An 11965-nucleotide genomic window follows, 5' to 3' on the forward strand; every position below is an offset into this window, starting at 1 on the left:
TCGTGGCCGCGGTGGATGACGGGGGCGCGGCGGCGGGCCACGCAAAAGCGCCCGCCGGCGGCGGGCGCTTGCTCGGCCGGGGGTGCTCAGCCCTGGTCGTCGCCCTGGTCGTTCGGGGGGCGGAGTCCGTCGTAGATCTCCTTGCAGGTCGGGCACACCGGGAACCGCTGCGGGTCGCGGCCGGGGACCCAGACCTTGCCGCACAGGGCGATCACGGGCTCGCCGGAGAGGGCGGACTCCATGATCTTCTCCTTGCGCACGTAGTGCGCGAAGCGTTCGTGGTCGCCCGGCTCCTGGAGCTCCCTGGTCTCCTCGCGCTCGATCGTCGAGGTGCCCCCGGCCGGCTGCGCCGGATCGGCACCGTACGGGGTGTCGTCCGGGCCGTTCGTCGGGGTGCCGGTGGTCGCCGCTGAGACATGCATGGGCGCCAGTTTACCCCGTCCCCGCCGACCCCCGTGCGCCGGGAGCGCCCGTCCCGCTCAGCGGAACTGGGCGACCTCCTGGAGCAGCTCGGGGGCCCGCCGGTCGTACCAGCGCCCGCCGAGGACGATCCCGCCCCAGCACAGCAGCGGGCCGAGCACCGCCCCGGCGGCCAGCCCCGCCCAGCCCCACACGGGGTCGCCGGTGAAGACCTGCACGAGGAGGGGGACGGCGGCCGGCAGCACGAGGACGAGGATCAGCCCCAGCGCCACGAACTGGACGAGGACGTTCAGGACGGTGAAGCCCTGCGGCGTCTTCAGCGGGGACGCGCCCGGCGGGGCCACGGGGTAGGTGTACCGGGCGGACATCACCGAGGACAGGCCCGCCCCGCCCAGCAGCGCCAGCAGCGCGGTGCCCGCGACCCCGGGCAGCAGCTGCCACCGGCCCTCGACCGCGAACGGCAGCAGCAGCCCGGCCGCCGTGAGCGGCACGGCGATCACGAGCAGCGCGAGCACCCGGCCCGCGCGGTCGTGGACGCCCCGCACACCGGTGAGGACGTGCAGGTGCAGGGCGGTGTTGTCGTAGGACACGTCGCCCGAGATCTGGTACGCGAGCAGCGCCGCGATCATCGGGCCCAGGGCGTAGAGGAGGACGCCGCCTCCCTCCGGGTCCCGGGAGAACCACATGAGCACGGCGAGGGCCGGGATGACGAGCAGACCGGCCGAGTAACGGGGGTCCCTGACCCAGTAGACCAGGCACCGGGCCGCGACGGCCGCCCACGGGCGCCGGGGCGCGAGGTCGAGGAGCCCCGCGCCGGCGGCCCCCTCGCGCGGGGCCGCGGTCCGCCCGCCGGCCGTGCTGGTGAGGGCCCGCTCCTGCGCGACCCGCCAGACGAGAACGAGGACGACGACGGTCAGGACCGTGACGGCCAGCCGGGCGGCGGCGGAGCCCCACCGGCCGGCGGCGACGTCGGCCGGGACCGCCCAGACGGCTCCGACCGGTGTCCACGCGAGCACGCCGGCGTACTGCGGCAGCCGGTCCCACAGCCGCTCCAGCCCGCTCAGCAGGCCGGTGAGGATCGGGCCGAGCAGCACCAGGGCCACGAGCGCGGCCAGCGAGACCAGCTCCGTGAGGCGTCGGCGGCGGCCGAGACCGACGGCGAGGGCGGTGACGCAGCGGGATCCGGTGACCACGAGGGCCAGCGCGAGCGGCACGCACAGGAGGGCCGCGAGCAGCGCGGCCGCGGACGAGCGCCAGGAGCTCACCGTGGCGAGGAGCGCCACGACGGTGAGCGCACCCGGCACGCCGACGACCGCGCCGAGGGCCTGGCCCCACTGCACCTGGCCCACGGACAGGGGCAGGAGGGCGAGGCGGGCCGGGTCCAGCGTGGCGTCGGCCCGCGCCGCGAGGATGGGCAGCAGCCACCAGGCCAGCACGGCCGCCGACCCGGCCAGCACGAGCACGGTGCGCACCAGGGACAGGTCCTGACGGCCCAGCAGGAACAGCGCGACGACGGCCAGGCCCAGCAGGAACACGAAATAGGCGGCGCCCAGCACGGTCCCCACGAGCACCCAGGTGCTGCGGGTGAGGGTGTTGACGAGGATCCTCGCCTTGAGGCCCACGAGGCGCCCGGCCAGGGCGGCGGTGCCCGCCCGGGCGGGGGCGAGGCCCTCCGGGGCCGGGGCGAGCTCCGGGCTCACTCCGGGCGCAGCCACGGCAGGCCCTCCCCCGTCTCCCGGCGCCCGCCGACCAGTTCGACGAACCGGTCCTCGAGCGTGGCCCCGGCCCGGACCGCGTCGACCGTCCCGGCGGCCAGCACCCGGCCGCGGTCCATCACGGCGACGTGGTCGCACATCCGCTGCACGAGGTCCATGACGTGGCTGGAGACGACCACGGTCCCGCCGGCGGACACGAAGCCGTGCAGGATCTCGCGGATGTTCGCCGCCGAGACGGGGTCGACCGACTCGAACGGCTCGTCGAGGACGAGCAGGCTCGGGGCGTGGATGAGGGCGCCGGCCAGCGCGATCTTCTTGGTCATGCCGGCGGAGTAGTCCTGGACCTGGGTCCCGGCGTCGGCCGTGAGGTCCATGGCCCGCAGCAGGTCGTCGGTGCGCTCGGCCACGACGTCCCGGTCCATGCCGCGCAGCAGGCCGGCGTAGGTGACGAGCTGGCGTCCGGTGAGCCGGTCGAACAGGTGCAGTCCGTCCGGCAGCACGCCCATGAGCTGCTTGGCCCGCCGGGGCTCGGCCCAGACGTCGACACCGGCCACGCGGGCGCTGCCCGCCGTGGGGCGGAGGAGTCCGGTCGCCATGGACAGCATCGTGGTCTTGCCGGCGCCGTTGCGTCCCACGAGGCCGAAGAAGGAGCCGCGGGGGACGTCGAGGTCCACGCGGTCCACGGCGACCTTGGCCTCGGGGGTGCCGGGGCGGCCGAAGACCCGGACGAGCCCGCGCACGCTCAGCGCCGGCGGCCCGCCGGACGGGGGCGCCGGGGTGTCCGGCGCGGGGGCGCCGGTCCGTTCCGGGGCGGCCTGCGGGAGGTGCTGGTGGCTCATGCCCCCAGCGTAGGCAGGCGGGACCGGGCGCGCCTCCGGCGCGCGGCGGAGCCCGCCCCGCCGGCGCGCGGGATGCGCTCCACCGTGCGGCGGAGGACGCGCCCCGCGCGCCGGCGGACGGTGGCCGTGCGGGCGGGGCGGTCAGGGGGGGCGTCAGGGGCGGGGGCTCAGAACAGGGCGCGCATCAGGGCGCCCCGGGCGGTCACCGTGCGCGGGTCCTCGGCGCCCACCACGTCGAAGAGCTCGAGCAGGCGCAGCCGGACGGCGTCCCGCTCCTCCCCGGCGGTGCGCCGCACCAGGTCCAGCAGCCGGCGAAAGGCGTCCTCCACGTGGCCGCCCGAGACGTCGAGGTCGGCGACGGCCAGCTGCGCCGCCACGTCCTCCGGGGCGGCGGCGGCCTCGGCGCGGACCGTCGCGGCGTCCAGCGGCAGCACCCGCTGGAGCAGGTGCACCTGGGCGAGGGCGAGCTTCGCCTCCCGGTCCCCGGGGTTCTCGGCGATCGCCTTCCGGTAGGCGGCCTCGGCGGCGTCGACGTCACCGGCCTCGAGGGCGTCCACGGCCTCCTGGTGCAGCGGGGGCAGGGGCTCCGGCTCGTCGTCGGGGCGGACGGGCTCCACGGTGCCCGTGATCCCGTTCTGCTCGGCGAGCGCGAGCAGCTCGTCCAGCAGCTGGGTCACCTGCTCGGCCGGGACCGTGGAGTTGAACAGCGGGACGGGCCGCCCGCCGAGCAGCGCCACCACGGTGGGCACGGACTGCGCCTGGAACATCTGCGCGATCTCGGGGACCGCCTCGGCGTCCACGGAGGCCAGCAGGAGCCGTCCCCGGTAGCGGTCCACGACCTGCTCCAGGGTGTCGGTGAACGCCACGGACTGCTCGCTGAAGCGGGCCCAGAGGGCGAAGACCACGGGGACCCGGGTGGAGAGCTCGGCGACCTCCTGGAAGTCCGCCGCCGTCACCTCCCGGCGGTACCCGACCGGCCGGCCCTCCCCCGCGGGCTGCCCGCCCGGCCCGGCGGCGGGCACGGCGCCCAGGTCCACCGCGCCCCGCACCGACGACGGGAGCGGGGCCTCCTGCGGCGGCGGAGCGGTCTCGGCGGTGCGGCGGGGCTGCTGGTGCTGGAACTCGTTCACGGGGCGTCTCCTGAGGGCTCGTCGACGGGCACGGCGGTCCGCTGGGCCGTCGGTGTCGGGGCGGGATCGGTGGTCCGGTCCGCCGGGCCGGGGCCGCGGCCGGCGGCGGGACGGCGCCCGGCGGGCGCCGCGGGTCTTCCACGATTATCGGCCGCCGGGGGCGGCTCGGCCACCGGTGCGCCCGCGTGTCCGCTCCCGGCGTGACGCCGTGACGGCGGCCGCGCCGGGCGGGGCCGGGCTCAGCGGCGGGTGCGCCAGCAGCGCTCGTGCCAGTGGCGGCGGTCCTCGAAGGCGCTGCGCGCCCCCAGCAGGGAGTCCTGCTGCCAGACGACCAGGTGCGCGATCCCCGGCGGGATCGACCGGCCGCAGCCGGGGCAGGTGTAGGTCTTGACCGCGTTGGCGGGCCGGACGTGGCGGACCAGCCAGTCCCCGTCCGCCGAGCGCTCCACCGTGGGCGCCGGCTCCAGAACGCGTTCGACCGACCACGGCTCCTGGGCGGCGCCGCGCTGCCACTTGCTCGCGCGCGGGCCGCTGCCGGGGCCGCCGTGGCGGCGTCGGGAGGAGTGGTTGGAGCGTGGCACCGCGCCATCGTCTCACAGCGGGGGCCTCCGGGTCCGGGCCGGGTCCCGCGGAGCGCTAGGCTGGTCCGCGTGCGTCTTGTCATTGCCGATTGCTCCGTCGACTACGAAGGGCGTCTGCGCGCCCACCTGCCCGCCGCCCGGCGTCTTCTCCTCGTGAAGGCGGACGGTTCCGTGCTCGTCCACTCGGACGGCGGCAGCTACAAGCCCCTGAACTGGATGAGCCCGCCCGCCCGCCTGCACGTCGGCGAGCCGGAGGCCGAGCTCGCGGCCGAGGGCGTGCTGCAGACGTGGACCGTCCAGGCCGCCAAGAGCGACGACCGCCTCGTCATCCAGGTGTTCGAGATCCACGAGGACGTCTCCCACGAGCTGGGCACCGACCCCGGGCTGGTGAAGGACGGCGTCGAGGCGGACCTGCAGCGCCTGCTCGCCGAGCAGATCCACCGCCTGGGCTCGGGGCACACCCTGGTCCGGCGCGAGTACCCCACCGCGATCGGGCCCGTGGACATCCTGGCCCGCGACGCCGCCGGCGCCACCGTGGCGGTCGAGCTCAAGCGCCGCGGCGACATCGACGGCGTCGAGCAGCTCACCCGGTACCTCGAGCTGCTCAACCGGGACCCCCTCCTGGCGCCCGTGCGCGGGGTGTACGCCGCCCAGCTCATCCGGCCCCAGGCCCGGGTGCTCGCCGAGGACCGGGGCATCGCGTGCCTGACCCTCGACTACGACGAGATGCGCGGGCTCGACGACAGCGGCTCGCGCCTCTTCTGAGCCCGCTCCCCCGGGCCCACCGGCGCGGGCCCGGGTCCGCGCCGGGCGCCGCCGGGGTCACGCGCTCGGCGAACAGCCCGCAACACGCGATGATCAGCAGGCGAACAACGTTGACCGCCCCCGGGGAGTGTGTGAAGCTGAACGTGTTCTTCGTTCCATGTTTTGCATGCTCGCAGAACGGGTAAGCGAGCGTGACGTTCGACCCTGGCCCTGGTCCTCCTCCTTCGGGAACGGAGACCGCGGCCCTCGGCTCATCTCGTGGTACCGCCCTTCAGTGCACGACCTGTGCACACGTTTCGCACCATCTCGCAAGGAGAGATCTTCATGGCCCAGGGCACCGTCAAGTGGTTCAACGCCGAAAAGGGCTTCGGCTTCATCACCCCCGACGACTCCGACTCGGACGTCTTCGTCCACTACTCGGAGATCCAGTCGGGCGGCTTCCGCACCCTCGAGGAGAACCAGCGCGTCGAGTTCGAGATCGGCCAGGGCCAGAAGGGCCCGCAGGCCACCGGCGTCACGCTCATCTGATCCGCTTCCCGCGCACCGGCTGAGCACGGAGCCCCGCACCCGTCCCGGGTGCGGGGCTCCGTCGTGCCGGCGTGCTCAGTACGCGGTGCCGACCAGGTGCCGTTCGACGGCGGCCCCCGCGGCCCCGAGCTGCTCCACGAAGTGCTCGTAGCCGCGGTCGACGTGCTGGACGCCGCTCACGTCCGTGGTGCCGACGGCGGCCATGCCCGCGATCACGAGGGCCGCGCCCGCCCGGATGTCCATGGCCTCCACCGGCGCCCCGGAGAGCACCGGCATCCCCGCCACCAGGGCGTGGTGGCCGTCGAGGCGCACGCTCGCGCCCAGCCGCTCGAGCTCGGCCGTGAAGCCCCAGCGGGCCTCGAAGACGTTCTCCGTGACCATGCCGGAGCCCTCGGCCACCGCGTTGAGGGCCACCACGAACGGCTGCAGATCGGTGGGGAAGCCCGGGTACGGCAGCGTGGACACGTTGATCGCCCGCGGCCGCCGCGGTCCGGCGACCACGAAGCGGCCCCCGTCCGTGTCCACGCGGCAGCCCGCGGAGCGCAGCTTGTCCAGCACCACGGTCAGGTGGCCGGGCTCCGCGCCCTCGATCTCCACCGTCCCCCCGGTCACGGCCGCGGCGAACGCCCAGGTGCCCGCGACGATCCGGTCGGGCACCGTCCGGTGCTCCACCGGGCGCAGGGACGCCACCCCGGCGACCGTCACGGTGCTCGTGCCGAGCCCCTCGATCCGGGCGCCCATCGCCTGCAGCATCCGCCCGATGTCCACGATCTCCGGCTCGCGGGCCGCGTTGTCGATGACGGTGGTGCCCTCGGCCAGCGTCCCCGCCATCATGAGGTTCTCCGTGGCGCCCACGGAGGGGTAGTCCAGGCGGAAGTGCGTCCCGCGCAGGCTGCGCGGCACGGACGCCACGAGATAGCCGCGCTCGATCTGCAGCACCGCGCCCATCGCCTCGAGACCCGCCCGGTGCATGTCCAGGCCGCGGGAGCCGATGGCGTCCCCGCCGGGCAGGGCGACCTCGGCCACGTGGCACCGGGCGACCAGCGGACCGAGCACGGAGATCGACGCGCGCATCGCCCGCACCAGGTCGTAGTCCGCCTGGTGGTGCAGGACCGCCGGGACGTCGATGCGGACGGTCTTCTCGGCGCGCTCGTAGACCACCCCGCAGCCGAGCCGGCGCAGCAGCTCCGCCATGATCGTGACGTCGTGGATCTCGGGGACGTTCGTGATGGTCGACTCGCCCTCGGCCAGCAGGGTCGCCGCCATCAGCTTCAGCACGCTGTTCTTCGCGCCGGAGACGCGCAGGGTGCCGTTGACCGCGGTGGGTCCGTGCACGACGATCTTCTCTTCCATCCACTCTCCTGGGCGGTCTCGCCGGGGTCCCTGCGGGGCCCCGGGTACGGCCGCGGCCTCCGCACCGGTGGTGCGGAGGCCGCGATGTGCTGGGCGCGCGGGGCGGGGCCCCGCGCGGACGGGCGGGATCAGGCGGCGGCGGCGCCGGGCAGCTCCACGTTGTCCGCCACGATCGTCACCCGGTCGTTGTCGACGAACACGAAGCCTGCGTCGATCGTGCCCTCGAGCCGGGAGCCGTCCACGGGGTCCACCGCGAAGTCGCCGGGCTTGAGGATGCCGGCCACGGCCTCGTGGCCGGGCAGGATACCGATGTCGCCCTCGGACGTGCGGACCCGCACCATCCGGGCGGTGCCGGTCCACACGGCCTGCTCGAGGGAGACGATTTCGACGATCATCTCAGCCATGACTACTTGCCACCGGTCCGCTTCTTGATCTGCTCCCACTGCTGCATGACGTCGTCGAGACCGCCGACGTTGTAGAACGCCTGCTCCGGCACGTGGTCGAACTCGCCCTCGCAGATCTTCCCGAACGCCTCGATGGTCTCGGCGAGCGGGACCGTGGAGCCCTCGACACCGGTGAACTGCTTGGCGGTGTAGGTGTTCTGGGAGAGGAACTGCTCGATGCGGCGCGCGCGCGAGACGACGACCTTCTGCTCCTCGGAGAGCTCCTCGACGCCGAGGATCGCGATGATGTCCTGCAGCTCCTTGTTCTCCTGCAGGATCGACCGGACGCGGATCGCGACGTCGTAGTGCTCCTGGCCCACGATCTGCGGGTCGAGGATGCGCGAGGTCGAGGTCAGCGGGTCGATCGCCGGGTACAGACCGCGGGAGGCGATGTCACGGGAGAGCTCGGTGGTCGCGTCCAGGTGGGCGAACGTCGTGGCCGGGGCCGGGTCGGTGTAGTCGTCGGCGGGCACGTAGATCGCCTGCATCGAGGTGATCGAGTGGCCGCGGGTCGAGGTGATGCGCTCCTGGAGCACGCCCATCTCGTCCGCCAGCGTCGGCTGGTAGCCCACGGCGGAGGGGATGCGGCCCAGCAGGGTCGACACCTCCGAGCCGGCCTGGGTGAAGCGGAAGATGTTGTCGACGAAGAGCAGCACGTCCTGGTTCTGCACGTCGCGGAAGTACTCCGCCATCGTGAGCCCGGTCAGGGCCACGCGCAGACGCGTTCCCGGCGGCTCGTCCATCTGGCCGAACACGAGGGCGGTGTCCTTGAGCACGCCCGCCTCCTCCATCTCGACCCAGAGGTCGTTGCCCTCACGGGTGCGCTCGCCCACGCCGGCGAAGACCGAGGTGCCGCCGAAGTTGCGGGCCACACGCGTGATCATCTCCTGGATGAGCACGGTCTTGCCCACGCCGGCGCCGCCGAACAGGCCGATCTTGCCGCCCTTGATGTAGGGGGTCAGCAGGTCGATCGACTTGATGCCGGTCTCCATCATCTCCGTGGAGCCCTCGAGCTCCGCGAAGGACGGCGCCTTGCGGTGGATCGGCCAGCGCTCGGTGATCTCCAGGGAAGAGGTCTCGACGTCGAGGGCCTCACCGAGGACGTTGAAGATGTGGCCCTTGACCACGTCGCCCACGGGCACGGAGATCGGCTCGCCGGAGTCCTTGACCTCGGTGCCGCGCACCAGGCCGTCGGTCTGCTGCAGGGCGATCGCGCGTACCATGTTGTCGCCCAGGTGCTGGGCGGTCTCGAACGTGATCGTCCGCTTCTCGCCGTTGAGCTCGTACTGGGCGGTCAGGGCGTTGTAGATGCCGGGCACGGCGTGCTCGGGGAACTCGACGTCGACGACCGGCCCGATGACCCGGGCGATGCGTCCCGTGGCACCGCCCGAGACCGGCTGCCCGGCCTGTTCGCTGATGGTGGCAGTCATATCTCTCACTTCACTTGTTCGTGGTGGACACTTGCTGGATCGCCGGGACGGCCCGTCACAGGGCCTCGGCGCCGCTCACGATCTCGGTGAGCTCGGTGGTGATCTCGGCCTGGCGGGCGTTGTTCATCAGGCGCGTGTACTTCTTGATGAGGTCGTCGGCGTTGTCGCCGGCCGCCTTCATCGCCCGCTGCCGGGCCGCGAGCTCGCTGGTGGCTGCGTGCGCCAGGCTCGCGAAGAGTCGCGCGTCGATGTAGCGCGGCAGGACGGCGTCGAGGAACTCCTCGGGGTTCGGCTCGAACTCGAAGGTGCTGTCGGGCTCCTCCAGCTCCTCGAACTCCCGGGCGACCTCGTCGGTCAGCGCGTTGGCGTCCACGACCTCGAGCGGCAGCAGCCGGAGCACCCGGGGCTCCTGGACGACCATCGACTGGAACGACGTGTAGACGAGGTGGATCTCGTCGACGCCGCCGTCCTCGTACGCGGTCTCCAGGTCTTCGATCAGCACCTTGCGCAGCTCCCGCGCACGGTCCGGCCGGGCGTTGTCCGTGTCCCCGGTCCAGTTCCGCTCGTACGGACGGCTGCGGAAGTCGAAGTACGCCTGGGCCTTGCGGCCGATCAGGTAGACCTTGGTCTCCTTGCCCTCCCCGTGCAGCAGCTCCAGCAGGCCCTCGGCCTCCTTGAGCACGTTGGACGAGTAGGACCCGGCCAGACCGCGGTCCGAGGTCATGATCACCACGGCCGACCGGCGCACCTCGTCGGCCCTCGTGGTCAGGGCATGGGAGACGTTGTGCTGGGTGGCGACCTGTGAGACCGCCCGGGTCAGCGCGTTCGCGTAGGGACGCGCCGCCTGCAGACCCTGTCGGGACTTGTTGATGCGCGAGGTCGCGATCATCTCCATGGCCTTGAAGATCTTCTTCATGGACTTGGTCGACGCGATCTTGTTCCGGTAGACCCGAATCTGCGCTCCCATGTGACTTCCTTTCGTCACCGTGCCCGGTGCGCCGCCGCGGCGGCGCACCGGACCGACCGGTTACTTCCTGACGATCCGTTCCTGGTCGACCGCGGACGCGTCGAGGGGCTCGTGCTCCTCGTGGCCCGGCTCGATCCCGTGCTTGGTGCCCCGGAAGTCCCGCTTGACCTCGGCGACGGCCGTCTCCAGCGCGGCGACGGCGTCGTCCTCGAGCTTGCCGGAGCCGACGATGGAGTCCATCACGTTGGTGGTGCGGCGCACGTGCTCCAGCAGGGCCTGCTCGAAGTCGAGCACGTCGGCGACCTCCACCTCGTCGAGGTGGCCGTTGGTGCCGGCCCAGATGGACACGACCTGGTCCTCGACCGGGTACGGGGTGTACTGCTTCTGCTTCAGCAGCTCCATCAGCCGGGCGCCGCGGGTCAGCTGCTGCCGGGACGCGGGGTCCAGGTCGGAGGCGAACATCGCGAAGGCCTGCATCGAGCGGTAGGACGCCAGCTCGAGCTTCAGCGTGCCGGAGACCTTCTTCATGGCCTTGACCTGCGCGGCGCCGCCGACGCGGGACACCGAGATGCCCACGTCCACGGCCGGGCGCTGGTTGGCGTTGAACAGGTCCGACTGCAGGAAGATCTGGCCGTCGGTGATGGAGATGACGTTGGTGGGGATGAACGCCGAGACGTCGTTGGCCTTCGTCTCGATCATCGGCAGCCCGGTCATCGACCCGGCGCCCAGCTCGTCGGAGAGCTTGGCGCAGCGCTCGAGGAGGCGGGAGTGCAGGTAGAACACGTCGCCCGGGTAGGCCTCGCGTCCCGGCGGGCGGCGCAGCAGCAGCGAGACCGCACGGTAGGCCTCGGCCTGCTTGGACAGGTCGTCGAAGACGATGAGGACGTGCTTGCCGCCGTACATCCAGTGCTGGCCGATGGCCGAGCCGGCGTAGGGGGCGAGGTACTTGATGCCCGCGGCCTCGGAGGCGGGGGCCGCCACGATGGTCGTGTACTCCAGGGCCCCGTTGTCCTCGAGGGTCTGGCGCACGCCGGCGATGGTGGACGCCTTCTGGCCCACGGCCACGTAGATGCAGCGCACCTGCTTGTTGACGTCGCCGGACTCCCAGTTGGCGCGCTGGTTCAGGATGGCGTCCACGGCGATGGCCGTCTTGCCCGTCTGCCGGTCGCCGATGAGGAGCTGGCGCTGACCGCGGCCGATCGGGATCATCGCGTCGATGGCCTTGATGCCGGTCTGCAGGGGCTCGTGGACCGACTTGCGCATGGTCACGCCGGGCGCCTGGGTCTCGAGGGCGCGGCGGCCCTCGGCCTCGATGGGGCCGAGGTCGTCGATGGGCGTGCCCAGCGGGTCGACCACGCGGCCGAGGAAGGCGTCGCCCACGGGCACGGAGAGGACCTCCCCGGTCCGCTGGACCTCCTGGCCCTCCTCGATGCCGCGGAAGTCGCCGAGGATCACGACGCCGATGTCGCGGGTGTCGAGGTTCTGCGCGAGGCCGAGCACGCCGTTCTCGAAGCGCAGCAGCTCGTTGGCCATGACCGAGGGCAGGCCTTCGACCCGCGCGATGCCGTCGGAGGCGCTGCTGACGCGGCCGACCTCGGTTCGTTCTGCGGTGCCGGGCTCGTAGGACGCGGCGAATTCGCTCAGCGCGCTACGGACGTCGTCGGCATTGATGGTGACTTCGGACATGTCCTGTCCCTGCTCTCCTAGTTCGTGATCACTGCCGTCAGCGGTGACCGTGAGTCCAAATCTGTGGCGGAACGCTGCGCTGGTCCACCGGCTGCTGCCGTTCGGCCG

At 72.9% G+C, this 11965-nt stretch carries 12 protein-coding genes; 2 read left to right on the forward strand and 10 right to left on the reverse strand.

Going from position 1 to position 11965, the window contains the following annotated elements; translation table 11 throughout:
- Positions 1 to 86: 86 nt before the first annotated feature.
- The 5 genes from E7Z53_RS08425 to E7Z53_RS08445 form a co-directional block, all read right to left on the reverse strand.
- Complete coding sequence (locus E7Z53_RS08425; protein WP_035928859.1) at positions 87 to 422, reverse strand: DUF3039 domain-containing protein; 336 nt, start codon at positions 420 to 422, stop codon at positions 87 to 89.
- 57 nt (positions 423 to 479) lie between these two features.
- Positions 480 to 2135 carry a hypothetical protein gene (locus tag E7Z53_RS08430; protein WP_277619388.1) on the reverse strand — a complete coding sequence of 552 codons (1656 nt, stop codon included), beginning with the start codon at positions 2133 to 2135 and terminating at the stop codon, positions 480 to 482.
- Entirely contained in the window at positions 2117 to 2974 is an 858-nt protein-coding gene (locus E7Z53_RS08435; RefSeq protein ID WP_035928856.1) for an ABC transporter ATP-binding protein, read from the reverse strand. The genes E7Z53_RS08430 and E7Z53_RS08435 overlap by 19 nt, the downstream gene beginning before the upstream one ends.
- Before the next feature lie 167 nt (positions 2975 to 3141).
- Positions 3142 to 4104: a tetratricopeptide repeat protein gene (locus tag E7Z53_RS08440; RefSeq protein WP_176337597.1), complete on the reverse strand. Its 963-nt coding sequence runs from the start codon at positions 4102 to 4104 to the stop codon at positions 3142 to 3144.
- 239 nt (positions 4105 to 4343) lie between these two features.
- Entirely contained in the window at positions 4344 to 4685 is a 342-nt protein-coding gene (locus E7Z53_RS08445) for a hypothetical protein (RefSeq protein ID WP_017833251.1), read from the reverse strand.
- 69 nt (positions 4686 to 4754) lie between these two features.
- On the opposite strand from E7Z53_RS08445, the gene nucS reads away from it, so the two are divergent.
- Both nucS and E7Z53_RS08455 read left to right on the forward strand, forming a co-directional pair.
- Entirely contained in the window at positions 4755 to 5450 is a 696-nt protein-coding gene (gene nucS, locus E7Z53_RS08450; RefSeq protein ID WP_031282930.1) for an endonuclease NucS, read from the forward strand.
- Between the two features lie 324 nt (positions 5451 to 5774).
- Positions 5775 to 5978 (forward strand): cold-shock protein, encoded by a 204-nt coding sequence (locus tag E7Z53_RS08455; RefSeq protein WP_017833253.1) that lies wholly within the window; start codon positions 5775 to 5777, stop codon positions 5976 to 5978.
- Between the two features lie 75 nt (positions 5979 to 6053).
- Here E7Z53_RS08455 and murA read toward each other — a convergent pair whose 3' ends face one another.
- The 5 genes from murA to atpA form a co-directional block, all read right to left on the reverse strand.
- Entirely contained in the window at positions 6054 to 7331 is a 1278-nt protein-coding gene (murA, locus tag E7Z53_RS08460) for a UDP-N-acetylglucosamine 1-carboxyvinyltransferase (protein ID WP_017833254.1), read from the reverse strand.
- A 128-nt stretch (positions 7332 to 7459) separates the two neighbouring features.
- Positions 7460 to 7735 (reverse strand): F0F1 ATP synthase subunit epsilon, encoded by a 276-nt coding sequence (locus E7Z53_RS08465; RefSeq protein WP_031282932.1) that lies wholly within the window; start codon positions 7733 to 7735, stop codon positions 7460 to 7462.
- A 2-nt stretch (positions 7736 to 7737) separates the two neighbouring features.
- Positions 7738 to 9204 (reverse strand): F0F1 ATP synthase subunit beta, encoded by a 1467-nt coding sequence (atpD, locus tag E7Z53_RS08470; RefSeq protein WP_017833256.1) that lies wholly within the window; start codon positions 9202 to 9204, stop codon positions 7738 to 7740.
- A 55-nt stretch (positions 9205 to 9259) separates the two neighbouring features.
- Positions 9260 to 10171 carry a F0F1 ATP synthase subunit gamma gene (locus tag E7Z53_RS08475; protein ID WP_017833257.1) on the reverse strand — a complete coding sequence of 304 codons (912 nt, stop codon included), beginning with the start codon at positions 10169 to 10171 and terminating at the stop codon, positions 9260 to 9262.
- A 60-nt stretch (positions 10172 to 10231) separates the two neighbouring features.
- On the reverse strand, positions 10232 to 11857 hold the full coding sequence (gene atpA, locus E7Z53_RS08480) for a F0F1 ATP synthase subunit alpha (RefSeq protein WP_017833258.1): 1626 nt from the start codon (positions 11855 to 11857) through the stop codon (positions 10232 to 10234).
- Between the last annotated feature and the right edge of the window lie 108 nt (positions 11858 to 11965).

Source organism: Kocuria salina (assembly GCF_013368965.1).
In the GTDB taxonomy this organism is placed as follows: domain Bacteria; phylum Actinomycetota; class Actinomycetes; order Actinomycetales; family Micrococcaceae; genus Kocuria; species Kocuria rosea.